The sequence below is a fragment of the Marinicella meishanensis genome, from assembly GCF_019931145.1.
Lineage (GTDB): Bacteria > Pseudomonadota > Gammaproteobacteria > Xanthomonadales > Marinicellaceae > Marinicella > Marinicella meishanensis.
Window position 1 is genome coordinate 454,174 of the sequence record NZ_JAIOUV010000004.1, and the last position, 15,305, is coordinate 469,478.

At 50.3% G+C, this 15,305-nt stretch carries 16 protein-coding genes; 7 read left to right on the forward strand and 9 right to left on the reverse strand.

The window, feature by feature from the left end; genetic code table 11:
- Positions 1-37: 37 nt before the first annotated feature.
- The 3 genes from bioB to K7G70_RS09375 all read left to right on the forward strand — a co-directional run bounded on the left by bioB (position 38) and on the right by K7G70_RS09375 (position 2,760).
- Complete coding sequence (gene bioB / locus K7G70_RS09365) at positions 38-1,003, forward strand: biotin synthase BioB (RefSeq protein WP_223788365.1); 966 nt, start codon at positions 38-40, stop codon at positions 1,001-1,003.
- Positions 1,004-1,006: 3 nt separating this feature from the next.
- Complete coding sequence (locus K7G70_RS09370; protein WP_223788366.1) at positions 1,007-1,513, forward strand: hypothetical protein; 507 nt, start codon at positions 1,007-1,009, stop codon at positions 1,511-1,513.
- Positions 1,514-1,608: 95 nt separating this feature from the next.
- A complete protein-coding gene (locus K7G70_RS09375; RefSeq protein ID WP_223788367.1) occupies positions 1,609-2,760 on the forward strand; it encodes an aminotransferase class I/II-fold pyridoxal phosphate-dependent enzyme in 1,152 nt (383 codons plus the stop codon).
- A 12-nt stretch (positions 2,761-2,772) separates the two neighbouring features.
- Here the strand turns inward: K7G70_RS09375 and K7G70_RS09380 are convergent, their stop codons facing one another.
- From K7G70_RS09380 to K7G70_RS09390, 4 genes are all read right to left on the reverse strand, one after another.
- Entirely contained in the window at positions 2,773-4,413 is a 1,641-nt protein-coding gene (locus K7G70_RS09380) for a Na/Pi cotransporter family protein (protein ID WP_348525073.1), read from the reverse strand.
- A gap of 108 nt (positions 4,414-4,521) precedes the next feature.
- Positions 4,522-5,433 (reverse strand): DUF1295 domain-containing protein, encoded by a 912-nt coding sequence (locus K7G70_RS09385; protein ID WP_223788368.1) that lies wholly within the window; start codon positions 5,431-5,433, stop codon positions 4,522-4,524.
- 106 nt (positions 5,434-5,539) lie between these two features.
- Positions 5,540-5,668, reverse strand: a complete 129-nt coding sequence (locus tag K7G70_RS17920) for a hypothetical protein (RefSeq protein ID WP_255589932.1) — start codon at positions 5,666-5,668, stop codon at positions 5,540-5,542.
- A gap of 12 nt (positions 5,669-5,680) precedes the next feature.
- Positions 5,681-5,953 (reverse strand): hypothetical protein, encoded by a 273-nt coding sequence (locus K7G70_RS09390; protein ID WP_223788369.1) that lies wholly within the window; start codon positions 5,951-5,953, stop codon positions 5,681-5,683.
- 291 nt (positions 5,954-6,244) lie between these two features.
- Here K7G70_RS09390 and K7G70_RS09395 point away from each other — a divergent pair, with 291 nt between their 5' ends.
- Together K7G70_RS09395 and K7G70_RS09400 are read left to right on the forward strand one after the other, a co-directional pair.
- Positions 6,245-8,089, forward strand: a complete 1,845-nt coding sequence (locus tag K7G70_RS09395) for an SLC13 family permease (RefSeq protein ID WP_223788370.1) — start codon at positions 6,245-6,247, stop codon at positions 8,087-8,089.
- Positions 8,090-8,265: 176 nt separating this feature from the next.
- Positions 8,266-8,736, forward strand: coding sequence for a hypothetical protein (locus K7G70_RS09400; protein ID WP_223788371.1), 471 nt, complete (start codon positions 8,266-8,268; stop codon positions 8,734-8,736).
- Between the two features lie 31 nt (positions 8,737-8,767).
- Here K7G70_RS09400 and K7G70_RS09405 read toward each other — a convergent pair whose 3' ends face one another.
- Both K7G70_RS09405 and K7G70_RS09410 read right to left on the reverse strand, forming a co-directional pair.
- The gene (locus K7G70_RS09405) at positions 8,768-10,426 is read right to left on the reverse strand and encodes a YncE family protein (RefSeq protein ID WP_223788372.1); all 1,659 of its coding nucleotides are present in this window, start codon (positions 10,424-10,426) and stop codon (positions 8,768-8,770) included.
- Between the two features lie 294 nt (positions 10,427-10,720).
- On the reverse strand, positions 10,721-11,017 hold the full coding sequence (locus K7G70_RS09410; protein WP_223788373.1) for a hypothetical protein: 297 nt from the start codon (positions 11,015-11,017) through the stop codon (positions 10,721-10,723).
- Positions 11,018-11,083: 66 nt separating this feature from the next.
- Here K7G70_RS09410 and K7G70_RS09415 point away from each other — a divergent pair, with 66 nt between their 5' ends.
- Positions 11,084-11,356, forward strand: a complete 273-nt coding sequence (locus tag K7G70_RS09415; RefSeq protein WP_223788374.1) for a hypothetical protein — start codon at positions 11,084-11,086, stop codon at positions 11,354-11,356.
- A 142-nt stretch (positions 11,357-11,498) separates the two neighbouring features.
- Here K7G70_RS09415 and K7G70_RS09420 read toward each other — a convergent pair whose 3' ends face one another.
- The 3 genes from K7G70_RS09420 to K7G70_RS09430 form a co-directional block, all read right to left on the reverse strand.
- Positions 11,499-12,182 (reverse strand): hypothetical protein, encoded by a 684-nt coding sequence (locus K7G70_RS09420; RefSeq protein ID WP_223788375.1) that lies wholly within the window; start codon positions 12,180-12,182, stop codon positions 11,499-11,501.
- 326 nt (positions 12,183-12,508) lie between these two features.
- On the reverse strand, positions 12,509-13,210 hold the full coding sequence (locus tag K7G70_RS09425; RefSeq protein ID WP_223788376.1) for a transposase: 702 nt from the start codon (positions 13,208-13,210) through the stop codon (positions 12,509-12,511).
- Positions 13,211-13,467: 257 nt separating this feature from the next.
- Positions 13,468-14,364 (reverse strand): hypothetical protein, encoded by an 897-nt coding sequence (locus K7G70_RS09430; RefSeq protein WP_223788377.1) that lies wholly within the window; start codon positions 14,362-14,364, stop codon positions 13,468-13,470.
- Positions 14,365-14,473: 109 nt separating this feature from the next.
- Here K7G70_RS09430 and K7G70_RS09435 point away from each other — a divergent pair.
- On the forward strand, positions 14,474-15,305 hold an 832-nt coding region (locus K7G70_RS09435; protein WP_223788378.1), incomplete at its 3' end, for a transposase.

A 15,305-nucleotide genomic window follows, 5' to 3' on the forward strand; every position in this document is an offset into this window, starting at 1 on the left:
CGCATACTTCGGGTTTTGAATTTTTCAACACCACCGCATGACTGACCTCGCCGCCATCCGCCATGATTGGACCATCGAAGAAGTGGAACAGCTGTTTGCCCAGCCATTCAATGATTTGTTGTTCCAAGCGCAACAAATTCATCGCCAACACTTCAACCCCAATCACGTGCAAATCAGCACCTTGTTGAGCATCAAAACCGGCGCCTGTCCTGAAGACTGTAACTACTGCCCACAATCGGTGCGCTATGACACCGAAGTGGAGGCCGAACCCTTGATGGCCGTGGACACCGTGCTGGAACAAGCCAGCCTGGCCAAACAACAAGGCGCCACCCGATTTTGCATGGGCGCCGCTTGGCGCAGCCCCAAAGACCGCGATCTGGATCAAGTCATCGAAATGGTGCAAGGGGTCAAAGCCCTGGGCATGGAAACCTGCTTGACCTTGGGCATGTTGTCGCCAGAACAATCCAACAAACTGTCGGCCGCTGGCTTGGATTACTACAACCACAACATCGACACGTCAGAGGAATACTACGACCAAATCATCACCACCCGCAAATTCGAAATGCGCATGGACACCCTGAAAAACGTGCAACAATCCGGCATCAATGTCTGTTCCGGAGGCATCGTTGGCATGGGTGAGTCCGAGCGTGACCGTGGTGGCATGTTGATGGCCTTGGCCAACCTCGAACAACACCCCGGCAGTGTGCCAATCAATGCGCTGGTGCAGGTCAAAGGCACGCCCCTGCATGGCATCGAAAAAATTGACGAGCTCGACTTTGTGCGCACCATCGCGGTGGCCCGCATCATGATGCCGCGTTCCATGGTGCGTTTGTCAGCCGGCCGCAATGACATGTCCGAGGCGGTGCAAGCCATGTGCTTTTTCGCTGGCGCCAATTCCATTTTTTACGGTGAAAAGCTGCTCACCACCGCCAACCCGGAAGAAAACCAAGACCTGGCCTTGTTCAAAAAGCTGGGCATTGAGCCGATGCCCAAACAGCATTAACCGGTGTATTTCAGCATCGTTGAATCCTTTGGTCCCCACAGTGAAGGCTGGGCGGCTTATGTGGCCTGGCGGGGGTTGACCTTGGATGCTTTTGAATCAATCGATGGCATGCTCAGATGCGCCTTGTTTCACACCCCCAACACCCCCACGGAATGGGCCCATGTGGTCAACGAAAATTGCATGCTGCATTTGATCACCGATCACGGCTTTGCCATACAACTGTTGCAAATCATCGGTGAAGGCGATTTGGTGGGGATCAAGCTGGAACAACATGAACCCAACCATCCGCAGTTTCTGGGTTTTGATTTAATCGACGGCCAGTTTGACGTTTCTTTGCTGACCAATTGGGGCAACGACAACACCATGGTCAACCAACACCTGGGCCGCAATGGCCTGATCAAAGATTTGGCCACCGTCCAACAAATTCAACAACACCTGTTGTCTGAATTTGCGCATGACGGCCATGTGCCTGGTTGTCAAATCGTATCGGTTTATGACATGAACCCATGATCTGTTTCCAGCATGGGCAATGATTTAAGCACCTGCCATTGCCTTCGGTAAACCGCTATAATGAATCACCAAACCGTTGAACCGAGCCTCATGGCATGAATTTTGAACAACAACTGGACCAACTGAAAGCCGATCATTTGTTCCGCGAACGCATGACCCGGACCTCGCAGGCTGGCCGCTACGTCGCCATCGACGGCCGCCAGATGCTCAATTTCAACAGCAACGATTATTTGGGCCTGGCCAACCACCCAGCAGTCATCCTGGCGGCACAAGATGCGGCCAGCAAGTTTGGCTTTGGTGCCACCGGCTCGCCACTGATGTCGGGTTACACTTCGATCCATCAAGAGTTGGAATTTGCCATGGCCCAGTTTTTGGGCTACCCCCGGGTGGTGTTGTTCTCCGCCGGCTACCTGGCCAACCTCGGTGTGGCGCAAGCCTTGCTCAAACGCAAAGACTGGTTCATCCAGGATCGACTCAACCATGCCTCACTGATCGATGCCGCACAAATCACCGGGGCCGAGTTGAAACGCTACCCGCATTTGAACAACGACAAAGCCGAAGCCTTGTTGAGTGAGGACATCAAAAAATTCAAATTGTGGGTCACCGAAGGGGTGTTCAGCATGGATGGGGACAGCCACGATTTATTTTCTGCGGCCCTCTCGGCCCACACCTACAATGCGCTGTTGTGGGTCGACGATTGTCACGGCGTGGGCGTGTTGGGTGAGCGAGGCCGTGGGGTGTTGGACACCATGGTCCTCAGCGACACCGAAGTGCCGATCCTGTCGGGGACCTTTGGCAAAGCTTTTGGCACCGCCGGGGCCTATGTGGCGGCCTCGGATACCTTGGTCGAGACCATCATCCAAAAGGCCCGCACTTATAAATACAACACCGCCTTGCCGGTGCCGGTGGTGGCCGCCACCCTCAAAGCCCTGGAGATCATCCAACAAGAGCCCTGGCGGCGGGAAAAAATTCTCGAGCTGATCTACCAGTTTCAACAAGGCTGCGAACAATATGGCCTGGCCGATCAAGCGCACTTCAACGAATCCCCGATCCAGCCGATCATGCTGAAAACCGAACAAGCAGCCCTGGAAAAATCGGCCTACTTGAAAGAGTGTGGCATCATCGCCTCAGCCATTCGCCCACCCACCGTCCCAAAAAACCAATGCCGCCTGCGCATCACCCTGAATGCCAATTTGGAAGCCGAAGACATCGATGCTTTGATCCAATGTTTGATTGGCAATTACTGATCGCCCACTGCATCAGCCTTCGGTGGCATAGTGGCTGACTTCATGCAAAGCTTTGATCAAAGCACTTTTCGAGTTGTACACCTCTTTGTTGACGTTCAATAAGGTGGACAACACCAAGGCATCATCATCGGTGCTGCCCATGTGCTGATGAATTTGCGACCGGAATTGGCGGCGGGCGTTGTTGGCATGGTCTTTGAGGGTGTTCAAGTCTTCACGCAAGATGGCCCCATCGGTGGCCATCATGGCGGCCAAGGTTTGGTAGTGTTGGCCCGTGAAAGCCATGATTTGCGCAAAATAGGCTTGGGTGCTGGGTGCTGAATTGAGTTGAAATTCCTGGATGTTGCCCTGGATGTCTTTGATCGATTTGGCGGCATAAATGGCGGCCCGAATGGCTTGCATGTGGTGGTCAATCTGGTGGGCCAAATCGGACAACACCGGGGCCTTGTCGGGCCGATCCTGGCTGAATTTTTGCACCTGCAAAGCATAGCCGATGAGTTGTCCTTCCAACCGTTTCAAGGCGGTGTAGTATGCCAGGTCATTGAGTTTGCGAAAGGCCTCAGGCAAGTCATTGGGGGTAATGTGTTGGTGTTTGATGCCCAACAGGCGCATGTTGAAGTACAGCACCAAAGCCAACAAACGGTGGGTCTCCAGCGACAAGGCCTGCATCGCCGCTTCGGTCACTGAGACCGGCACGGCATTGATGTAGGCACTGATTTGCTCGGGTTTTTTGTTCTTCACCCGCCGTTCCAACCAGCGGCTGAACGCATGGATGAAGGGTATAAACAACAGCAAACCGAGCAGGTTAAAAAAGCTGTGGAAGGCCACCAATCCCAACAGCGGGTCATTGATCTGCAACTGCGCTATCACCCACAAAATGCCATGAATCGAGACAAATGCCAGGGCATCGACCACCAAATTGAACACCACATGGGCATAGGCCAGGCGGCGTTTGGCGGCGGCCCCTTGCAAGCCCCCCAACAGCACCGTGCTGGTGGTGCCCAAATCCGCCCCGATCACCACTGCCGCCGCTGCGGGTAAGGTCAACAGGTCTGCATACAAGGCGGCCAGCGCCAACATCATCATCACCGAACTGCTCTGGATGATGGCCGTGACCACCACCCCAAACAACAAGTACACGATCAACGGGTGGCCTTGCAACACCCCCAGGCTCAACTGATCTGAAAAGGCCGTGGCACTGTCCTTCATGAAGCCCAGGCCCAACAACAGCAAAGCCAAACCCAGCACCGCCAAGGCCACCGACTGGCTGCGGCCTTTGAGCAGGCCATAGCCCAGGCCGCCCAAGCCCAACAAGGGGTAAACCAACAACGACATGTCCACCTTGAAACCCAAGGTGGCAACCATCCAGCCCGTGAATGTGGTGCCCAAATTGGAGCCCAACACCACCCCAATGCCATTGACCAAAGGCATGATGCCGGCACCGACAAAAGCCAAAGTGATCAGCCCCACCAAAGAACTGCTTTGCACCATGGCGGTGGCCATTATACCGGTGGCGACCGAACGCAGGGGTTGGTTGGTGGAACGCACGATCCAATGGTTGAACCGCGGTCCAGCCAGTAATTTCAGGGCGGCCTCCAGCTGTTTCATGCCAAACAGAAACAACCCCAAACCCGCCATTGCTTGCCACAGTGCCATACCGCTCAAAACCTGAATCAGTGTTGGTGAAATCAATGATTATGCCGCAACTGGACAGCCAGTGGGTTGATGGAAATCAAATTGATGGGCAATTCCAGGGCGCTTGGCTTACTTTTTGGTCCCGGGAAAAAAGCGGTTGGTGTGTTTTTGATAGGTCTCGTATTGGGGCCGTTTTTTCACCGAATAATATTCAGCAGGGACCGCGCCGGTGTAATACACCAAGGTGGAATACATGATGTAAGAAACCAACACCAAAGCCACCCCCAGGGTCAGCCACAACACCACCGGCTGACTGGAAAGCAGGTAATACCAAGATGGAACGGCCATGATGATCAAGGCATTCCAAGCCATCCATTCTGCGAAATAATTGGGGTGGCGGCTGTAGGCCCACAGACCCACATTGCACACTTGATTGGGGGTGCCGGCTTTTCTCATCTCGCGCAAGAAGTTGAGTTTTTGCATGTCAGCCACCGATTCCATGGTGTACGCAGCGATCCACAACAGCAAACCCAGCCAGGTCATGATGGCGATTGAAGGGGCCGGATCGACGGCCATGACAAACGCCGGGATGGCCAAAAATGAAACGTTGGCCAAGCCCTGAAGGATGATCTCCACTTGCATGGCCAAGGGGGTTTTGTGCTTGCCTTTGCGCCGCCAGCGCCGGCGTTGGTATTGATAACGGGGCAGTTCACTGTTCAGATAACCCGCTTGCCACAATTTGATGGCGCCCAAGCCCATGCGCAAGCCCATCAGGATATAGAGGGTTGAGATCAACCACACCCGGAGGTTCAGTTGGGGGCAATTGATCAAGGTGATCAAACCCAACAACACCAGCCCCCAAGGCCAGGCCAAATCGACATAGCTCATGCGCCCAGTGCGCAAGGCCGGCAATGAGGCCAGGGCAATGAACACCAACAACTGCAGGATGCCATTGGCCCACACCAAATCCGCAAAGATCGGCAGTTGCAACAGCAACAAGATCCCCAAAGAGAATGGAATCAACGGCGTGTAATATTTCATCCCAGGCGGCAGTCAAACATCGAGCCACCAATATACCCGATTCAGACCTCAGTTTAAATGCATGGATACATTTGGCAACAAAAAAGGACCACAGCTGACCACACCGCTACCACCGATGCACAGACATCACCGTCTGCACCGGTGGCGGATCGGGTATGAAATCAAAAATCACCCGCTCCGGCAACAACAAATCATGGATGAAATCGGCATTCTGGCGCAGCCACAAGGCCGACACGGTGTGTAATTGTTATCCGTCAAAAGTTCCCTGCCACTGCACCTGATTCAAGCCAGTTGCGGCGGCCGGTACCGTCACCCGAAAATGCAGCAAGTTTCCCACTCGTTGAGTTTGATAAGCCGCCTGCGGCCCTGACTGCGGTTCATCCAGGGCTTGGCAGGAAAATTGGCCTTGTTGAAAAAGGATGCGGCCTTTGACGCCGACTCGCAACCAGGTGTTGCGGGCCTTGAGGGTGCCCTCAAATTGGTGACCGTCTAAGCCTTGGGGCGGTGCTGCACTGGCCATCCAACATCCCACACACAGTCCCATCATCAGCCACCTTTTACCCATCACAGCCACCACAAATCAAACCAGCTTACTGCGGCCGTGTATGTCTGTGTGTGACGACAGCAAAAGCATCACCTGGCAGCACCAAAGTACCTTAAATTACTCTGAAACACCATTATGGCACCACAAAGCGGCACTTCAGCGGTGTGGTTGTGACCACAGTTAAGCGCGCCACGTCGACCGATATTTACCCCTTTTTCTGGTGGATTTGGTAGACTTTTAAGACCTGATTATTGAGCCAACAGACCGATGGGATCCGACCTGATCATCAACTCCCCACAACCCCACGCCATCGCGGTGTTGGTGTTGACCGTGTTGGCCTTGTTCCTGTTCACGCGCGACCGAATTCCGCTGGAAACCTCCAGCCTGTTTGTGTTGATCGTGTTGGCCGTGGGCTTCCACTTGTACCCATACACCACCCCAGATGGTGCGGAGTTTGCGGTCAAAGAATTCTTCTTGGGCTTTGGCAATGAAGCGCTGATTGCGGTCTGTGCCTTGATGATTGCCGGACAAGCCCTGGTGCGCACCGGCGCCATGGAACCCATCGGCCGGCTGTTGGCCAAAATGTGGAAAATCAGCCCCTCTTTGTCGCTGTTGTTCACCCTGATCACCGGCGCGGTGCTCAGCGCCTTTGTCAACAACACCCCGATTGTGGTGTTGCTGTTGCCCGTATTAATCAGTGTGTCGATGAAAACCGGCCAACCCTCCGCCGGCACCTTGATGCCCATGGGCCTGGCCACCTTGCTCGGTGGCATGGCCACCACCATCGGCACCTCGACCAACCTGTTGGTGGTCAAGGTGGCCGAAGACCTGGGTGTGCCCAAATTCGGCATGTTTGATTTCACCTTACCGGTGGTGCTGACCGGCATCGTGGCCATCATGTACCTGTGGTTGATCGCGCCCAAAATTTTGCCTGACCGCCAACCACCGATGGCCGATACCTCACCGCGCATCTTTGCCGCCGAGGTGAAAATTCACGAAGACAGCGTGGCGGTCAACCAAACCATCCTGGCGATTCGGGAGCTGACCGATGGCAAGGTGCACATCCACCGCGTGGTGCGCGGCGACAACCTGTCAATCGCCACCCTGCCAGACGTCAAAATCAAAGCCGGTGATCGCCTGTTGGTGGAAGACACCGCCGATAAACTGCGTGATTTCGCCACTGAGTTGGGCGGCTCTTTGTACACCGGCGAAGGGGTGGTCGATGAATCCAATCCCTTGGACGCCGGTGACCAATCAATCGCCGAACTGGTGGTGACCAGTGGTTCCTTGTTGGACCGGGTGCGGGTGGGCGACGCCCGCTTACACAGCAAATATGGCTTGACCCTGTTGGCCGTGCACTCTCAAGGCAAAGAAACCGTGGCTTCCAGCAAAGGCATCGAAGACCTGATCTTCAAAGCCGGCGATGTGCTGCTGGTGCAAGGCACCAACCAAGCCATCCTGGATGTGAAAAGATCCGGTTCGTTGTTGGTGCTGGACGGTGGTGAAGAGCTGCCACACACCGCCAAAGCGCCCATCGCCCTGACCGTGATGATGGTGGTGGTGGGTCTGGCCGCCTTTGGTATTTTGCCAATTGCCACCAGTGCCGCAGCCGGCTGTTTTGTGTTGATCGCCACCGGCTGTTTGCGCTGGCGCGATGCCACCCATGCTTTGAGCGCCCAGGTGATCCTGATCATTGTGGTGTCTTTGGCCCTCGGCACGGCCTTGATTATCACCGGCGCCGCTGACTACCTGGCCGACCTGTTCGTGGTCTCCACCCACGGCATGCCGCCGGGCATCCTGTTGGCCATTTTGATCTTTTTCATGGCGGTGATGACCAATGTGTTATCAAACAACGCCGCGGCTGTGATCGGCACCCCGATTGCGGTCAGCATCGCGCAACGCTTGGGCATGCCGGTGGAGCCCTTCGTGCTCGGCGTGTTGTTTGGCGCCAACCTCAGTTTCGCCACACCGATGGCCTACAAAACCAACCTGCTGGTGATGAATGCCGGCGGCTACAAATTCATCGACTTCGTCAAAGTCGGCATCCCCCTGACCATCATCATGTGGTTGATGCTGTCCGGCATCCTCACCTGGGTCTATCAATTGTATTGAACACAACCCCGTACCGATAAATCCGCAAAAAAACAGTTTCACCTGTCAGGTTTTTTTGTGCATTTTCGAATTAATGGGTGAACGGTTGACATGTGTCCGCAACGGACTGATTTTTCCATCGGCTCTTACCAGGCATGCCCAACCTCCAATTAACATCAATTCTCAGAGGGATAACCATGAAAAAAACCACCACACTGTTGGCCGCCATTTCGGCTCTGATGCTGTCGCCGGCCCAAGCCGATCCGACCCCCACACCCATGATTGTGTACAAAGTGAGCGGCGGCTATATGACTCAGGCCGAAGCGCAGAAAATGCAGCTGTTTATTCGCCAAATCCAAGACAGCATCGTCGCCGGTGACCCCAGCCCCCTACCATCGATCAACTTCAACCTGATCGGCGAACGGCTGGCCAAAAACACCATCAGTGACTTGCTGCGCTCCGGCGCCTTCATCGAAAAAAGAAGCACTTGCAGCCTGATCAAAGACGCCTTTGTGGACCGTTACGGCGCCTTGCTCAAACCCGAAGACCGCGCCGAGGCCGCCATTGCCTGTGGCTGCGACATGATGGACATCGGTTATGGCATCATCGAAGCGCAACTGGCCGCCAATGACGTGTTCCACCGCGGCGCCGAGTGTGCGGGCTTGTGAACAGTCGACGTTGACGCGGCTTAATGAGTGTTCACTGTGACCACAGGTAATCGACTGGGGTGATGGGCCATTGTTGCCGCACGGCCCCAGTCTTGAGATCCATCACTTGCAAGTGATCCTTGGTCTGAATGGTGAATGAATCCTGGGCCCAATCCAAGCCAACCAAGGCTTCGTATTCGATGGTGTTGTCGGGCTTGAACGTGGCGTTGTCAATTTGATTGACTTGCTGCTGACTGAACACCCAAACTGGCCGGTCCTCGCCTTCACTCTGGTAAACCAGAAAAGTGCCTCGGCCGGTGGGCAAGGCCTGCCGGTCTGACAAGTCTTTGGCCTGAAAGCGGGTCACATCATGGGTTTTGCTGTTGATCACATACAGGTGGTTTTCACTGGCATCGAGGATCATGCCGGTGTTTGAATAGATCGCCACATAAACCCCAAACCCTTGGCTGCCAGTGGCCGCTGCCAAGGCCACGGTGGCCATGGCATGCCCCACCTTGACCCCGGGTCGGCCAGTACCAGAACGGCCCAGGATTTGCCCGCTGTCAACCGCCACCACCGCCACTTCAGAGCCCACCCCTTCTTTCAAATACAGTTGTTGGCCATCGCTGCTGAACACATGATCAACCACATCGAAGGGTCGATCAATCAAGGTCAATTGATCCAGGTCGTTGAGGTTGATCAAGGCCAAATCATGGCCACCAATCACCAACAAGCGGTTGAACGCCTCATCGTAATGCAGGGCTTCGGGCGAAATGGCCACATCATAACGTTTCAGTTCGGTGGCTTGGGTGCCGTGCAATTGGGTCAAAACGGCGGTCTTGTCTTTATCGGTGGTGGACAAGACCCAAACCTGATCCGCTGCTGGCTGAACCGCATAGGCCGGTGCATAGGTGCTGTCCAAGGCGATGGTGTTTTGCTTTTGAGAGGTCAAGTCAGTCACTTCCACCCAGTATTTCGTGCGGCTGAAGTCATTGAGCAAATTGGTACCAAACATGTGATCTGCCACCGAGTTTCTGGTGTCGCGGTGCCTGCCATCAAACCGCGTCAGGTACACATGGTGTTGATGGATCAACCCAAAATGGCCGCGTTTACCCAGCGCCTGTTGGAACACCACCGCCCCTAGGGCCAAGCTGTACAAGGACAGGTGGTTCTTTTTCAAATCGGTGATGATCAAATACTGCTGGTCTGCCGATAAACGCACTTCATGGTCGTGTTTGTTGAGCGGTATTTGTTGGCTGATGCGGTTGTTGACCACATCAATGACGGTCAACTGTTGGGTCTTTTTGTGACCGGTGTGTAAATACAACCGCGTCTGGTCTTCAGACAAATGCATGAAACGGTACCACAAGCCGTTGTCCTGCAGCCGCTTGTTCAATGGGTCAATGGCCACCGGCGGCAAAACCCGCCTGTCAGCCACCGAGACCTGCACAACCTGGGCTTGTTTTTTCGCCACTTCGGCATAAAAAAACATCGAATCGCCCGCCGGCAGGGCCATTTTCTGCACCGGGCGGTGATCGGCTTCTCCCAACACCCATTCCTGCATGACGGCACCGGATTCGGCATTCAATTCCAGCAAGGTGCTGTGGTGGGTCTGTTTGTTTTGTGCATACTTCAGGGCAAAATAACGCTCCGCCACTGCGGGCACCGACACCAACAAACAGCCCAAAATCAGGCCCAGTTTTTGCTTCATGATTGTTCCTTTTCTGTGGTTATTCAAATAAGCCTGCAACCCAACCAACAGGCCGCAGGACATGTCACGGTGAATTGTAACAAACGCACCCATCACAACACATCACCAGGCACAATTCTGACCTGATCGGTCCTGAATTTGGTGTTATTTTTCATGTAATACAGACAGCAATCCTTGTTTGACTCGATTTGTTGTTGCAGGACTGATGACTGAGCTCCTGTTACAGAGTGGAGTATTTGGTTAAACCGATTACTAATTGTGTGTGTGCATTCTTGTTGTTGTCCCCCTTAAAAGTCAATCATCCAATCGCCGGCATCCCGAATCGACTATGTGGTTCATGTAATGGGGGACCCTGATTTGTTCTTCGATGGAGATGGCATCACAAACTTCTTCAACATACCAATCATGTTTGCCAGTGGTGTCCATTCCACCTCTGACGTCAAAATCATAAAACAAACGGTACAACTGTCCGTCATTGGAGCCAATGTAAGCCTCACAGACATAGGTGTCTCGCCAAAGGGTGTGGATGCCGTAGATGAAAGCTTGTTGGTTCTTGCTGGCTTCATCAACGCAGGTCAATCCTTTAGACAAATTGCGATAAAACCTACCAGCCTGATCATGTTTTTTTGAAATGCTGAAAAACCCACAATTGTGGTGTTGGCCAGCAACCAATTCTTGCGCCCGCTCTGCAAACCCTTCAAAACAATAGGCACTCCAATCCAAATAGATATGATTGACTCCAGACAACCGATGGTTGCTGCAACCGGTCATCCACAGACAGATCAATACAATCAACACACCAAGATTTTTACTTTGAATAAAATGCATCATGTTAATGATTCTGCGGTTCAATGGACTGGTTGCTTTCAGACGGTTGATAAGCCTTCTTTGATGTTTGTTCTGTATTTTTCTTCTTTTGAAAAACTATAAATCAACGTCTCTGACCCCATTGATTCAGGTTCCAGATCCAGAAAATCCGCTTCAAATATATGAAAAAACCAGCTCAATTTCTCAAGCTGGCTTTTCTAAGATGTGTGTGTCCTTTAGTAGTTGCTTTTCTCCATAGTATCTCTTACCACTCTTGATTTAGAATTTCGTCCAAGTAATTTATCTCTTTAATTCCAAGATTCTCTTTTTTATTCACATTCTGCCATTGCAGTAATATGTCTTTACTTACATATTCAGCTAATTTCGGTTCATATTGAAGAACTGCCATTTTCATTAAATATGCAAACGTCAAATACTTTTCACAATTTTCTTTTTCACAACATTCATCTGATTTTAACTTAAACTTTTCAATAATTTTTTCAGTCTCACCAAAAACATAAAAATAGTTAAATACTGACAAGTTTGGATTTAATTTATTACAGTCTTTGAAATCAAATCTATTTGAATAAGATTTTTTGAAATAATTAATAAAAAGATAACTCATGTCCCACGATAGAGTTACTGGGTCTTTAGAATAGTTCTTTAATTTCGAGATATTTGACGCAGTCTTCTTAATAGATACTTTTAAGATATCTCTAATATCTTGAGTGAAACTATTTTCAATCAAGATTAAATATTGATCCTCATCTCGTATTTCACTGTCAGCCAAAAAATCAATTAATTTCATTTTGTTAGCTATTGGTTCTACATTATTTATTTTCAAACAATGTTGAAATTCATTCCAGTCATCCTTTGCTAACTGACCATCAATTTGAGAGAGAACCTCATGGGACCATAAATAAAGAAATATAAATAGGAAAATTTTCATACTAGTATGATCCTTTGTCTTCAACTTTGTCTATTGATAAATGATTATAAACGGGTAACAACGTGATAGCAGAATCTTTTCTACTATTTGCAATCGCTACATTTGGTGTTAATAAATATAACTTTCCATCAGGAGCAGCCAAATACAGCTTTCTATCATCATTTTCAGATTTTGTACCTCTTGTAACATATTGGATATCATGTCCGCTGAACAAATTTCCTTCAACATGCGTATGTCCGGAGCTATCAAATTCACAGATCAATGGGGTCAGAGAAGTTGATTTTTACACAGATCAATGGGGTCAGAGAAGTTGATTTTTATAGATGCTAACTTTTATACTCTTCAGACTTCCTGTCTCCACCTTTGGGTAAAGGACTGGCCCTCCTGCCAGTTTGTTCTTCGATTTGTGATTTAAATTTGCTATCGCCTAAAACCCATGTTTTATTGATCGAGTCTCGAATCTCGGCCAAAGTAAAATCAGGTATCCTGTCCTTGAACAGTGATTGGTATGTCAGAATTCTTTCTTCATCGTTTTTGCCTAGTTGATGGTAACACCAATGCGGAGTTATTAATTTGATTGGGATGCCAAGCGCATTTTTACGATAACTGGACCATGGATACTCTGAGGGGTGAGAGACCATTTGAGCCCTGACAGGGTTCAATTCTATGTATCGACTGACCACCAAAAAATAATTTTCACTATCAACCAGTGAGGACTTAAATCTTCCCTCCCAAAGAGTGCCGGTTCGACCATAGGTCATGTTTATGTACCTGACATAAGCACTGCTTAATGCTTGTATCAATCGACTCACACCTTTTTCATCTGAAGGCGTCATCAATAAATGCACGTGATTGGTCATCAAAACATAAGCATGAATTGCCACTTTGTACTTTCGGCTGTAATGCTTTAATCTGTCGAGGTAAACAACATAATCTTGATCAGAAAAGAAACAGACTTGACGGTTGTTACCTCTTTGCACAACGTGCTGCGGTATATCAGGAAGATTTAATCTGGGTAAACGAGCCATACAAGCATCTTAGTGCCCAGTAAACTGAAGCAACAGATACCTTTTCGCAATATTTTGTAAGAAAATTTCGACATCTATTCAGGCTTAGAACTAAATCAACGTCTCTGACCCCATTGATTTCTTGTGTATGGAGAAATTACAACAATTGAAAATTGACAATCAACTCACTGCTTGAGACCGCCGTGAGAAAAATGTGCGAAAGATTTTTGACACTACCCAGAAAGTGGGTTGTTCAGAATATAGCTATATAGTCTTGTTCAGGACAGGCACTCCATAAAATCAACGTCTCTGACCCCATTGATTCCATCGTTGCTGTAGGTGTTGCGCGTTTCCACCTCGTTGGTGGTGGTCTGTAAGCCAACAGCGCCGGTTAGGTGATGCATCACTTGGGTGTGCATGGTGGTGGTTTCTATTGCGCACTCGATGTTGCCATATTCATCGATGCTGTTGACACCCAATTGGCAGTAGTTTCGTCTGATTTGTTCGGAACTGAGGTCACCGTTGATTTCGTCATACTGGAATTCTGCGAAATTTTTGGTTGTTTGTGAGCGCATGGGAATGTGAACAACACCGTGGTCTGTCCATTCACTCAAATTGTCTTCCCACCAATTGTACTTTGTGGTTTGGATTAATGGGCGGTCTAGGTCACTGAGGTATTGGTAAGTTTTGACTGTGTCGAGTTTACCGGCCCGAGGAAACAGTTGATGGAAGGTGGACACGCTGAGGGTTTGGCCCAAGCCAGTACTTTGGTCCAAATCTTCACTGTAGTTGGGTTCGGTCAACACCGAGATTCTGCGGAAGCCTTGGAATCCTCGACCTTCGTTGTTGTAAACCGCGTCTTCATAGCTGTAGTGGGTTTTGTTGATGACATTGTTGTCGTAAGCATTATGAAAGCCTTCTACCAAACCAGTGATTTGACTCATTTCTGCCACCACATACATGGAAGAGTTGAAATAAAAGCAAGATTGGATGGCTTCCAATTTACCATCAATGTAACCGTCACCACAGGTGCCAGGGTTGCTGTCACAACCATCGGCCCGTTCTGAAGTGGTGTACAAGGGGAAATGGCTGCGACCTGGCAGTTCTGCTGAAATCGGCGCATAGACCCACTCAAACTGTTGGCCGGTGTTGGGCTTAATGATGGCCGTGACCATGTCGGCGGGGTTTAATTCGGGACAGGCACTCCATAGAAATATTCTTACACGCCAATCAAGGCTTTGCCACAGATAAAATTGATACGAACAACCAAAATCATCGTTTTAAATGGAGAAAATCATGGGCCTGGCCAGGAAATTCCAAATTTGTGTGGATGAAACCCCCTATTACCATGTGGTCAGTCGTTGTGTGCGCAGGGCCTTCCTTTGCGGTGAAGATAAAGACTCTGACAGGTCCTTCGAACACCGCAGAAAATGGGTGGTTCAGCGGATGCAATACTTGGCCAAATTGTTTGCCGTGGATATCTGTGCTTATGCCATCATGAGCAATCATTTTCACATCGTGTTGAAAGTCAACTCAACCCAAGATTGGGCAGACAAAAGAGTGCTGATGACCTGGGCTGGCTTGTTTGATTTACCCTTAATCTGTGAGCGCTTTGTCAGGGGCGAGCAACTGACCAAGCCAGAGTTGGAATTCGTCATCAATAAGACTGAAACATACCGCAAGCGTTTGATGGACATATCTTGGTTTATGAAGACTCTCAATGAGTACATTGCCAGAAGGGCTAATATTGAAGATGGTTGTACCGGCCACTTCTGGGAATCCCGCTTCAAAAGCCAGGCATTGCTGGATGAGCGGGCACTTTTGACTTGCATGGCTTATGTGGACTTAAACCCCATCAGAGCTGCCATGTGTAAGACGCCTGAACAATCTGACTACACTTCGATTCAAGAACGCATCAAAAACTCAAACACCCGATTGATTGGCTTTGGCAAGGACGACAAAGACCTGCCTTTTTCACTCTCAGGATATTTGGAATTGGTCGATTATTCAGGCCAGGCCATCGTTGAAAACAAGCGTGGATACATCCCTGAAAACCTACCACCAATCCTCGCTAGAATGGGACTCAATCCAGATACTTGGATGGATGAATTGACCG

Bases quoted from the DNA above. Each gene is read 5' to 3' on its own strand.
- bioB (WP_223788365.1), top strand. From the start codon at position 38: ATGACTGACCTCGCCGCCATCCGCCATGATTGGACCATCGAAGAAGTG.
- K7G70_RS09375 (WP_223788367.1), top strand. From the start codon at position 1,609: ATGAATTTTGAACAACAACTGGACCAACTGAAAGCCGATCATTTGTTC.
- K7G70_RS09380 (WP_348525073.1), bottom strand. From the start codon at position 4,413: ATGGCACTGTGGCAAGCAATGGCGGGTTTGGGGTTGTTTCTGTTTGGC.
- K7G70_RS09385 (WP_223788368.1), bottom strand. From the start codon at position 5,433: ATGAAATATTACACGCCGTTGATTCCATTCTCTTTGGGGATCTTGTTG.
- K7G70_RS09390 (WP_223788369.1), bottom strand. From the start codon at position 5,953: ATGGCCAGTGCAGCACCGCCCCAAGGCTTAGACGGTCACCAATTTGAG.
- K7G70_RS09395 (WP_223788370.1), top strand. From the start codon at position 6,245: ATGGGATCCGACCTGATCATCAACTCCCCACAACCCCACGCCATCGCG.
- K7G70_RS09400 (WP_223788371.1), top strand. From the start codon at position 8,266: ATGAAAAAAACCACCACACTGTTGGCCGCCATTTCGGCTCTGATGCTG.
- K7G70_RS09405 (WP_223788372.1), bottom strand. From the start codon at position 10,426: ATGAAGCAAAAACTGGGCCTGATTTTGGGCTGTTTGTTGGTGTCGGTG.
- K7G70_RS09420 (WP_223788375.1), bottom strand. From the start codon at position 12,182: ATGAAAATTTTCCTATTTATATTTCTTTATTTATGGTCCCATGAGGTT.
- K7G70_RS09425 (WP_223788376.1), bottom strand. From the start codon at position 13,210: ATGGCTCGTTTACCCAGATTAAATCTTCCTGATATACCGCAGCACGTT.
- K7G70_RS09430 (WP_223788377.1), bottom strand. From the start codon at position 14,364: ATGGTCACGGCCATCATTAAGCCCAACACCGGCCAACAGTTTGAGTGG.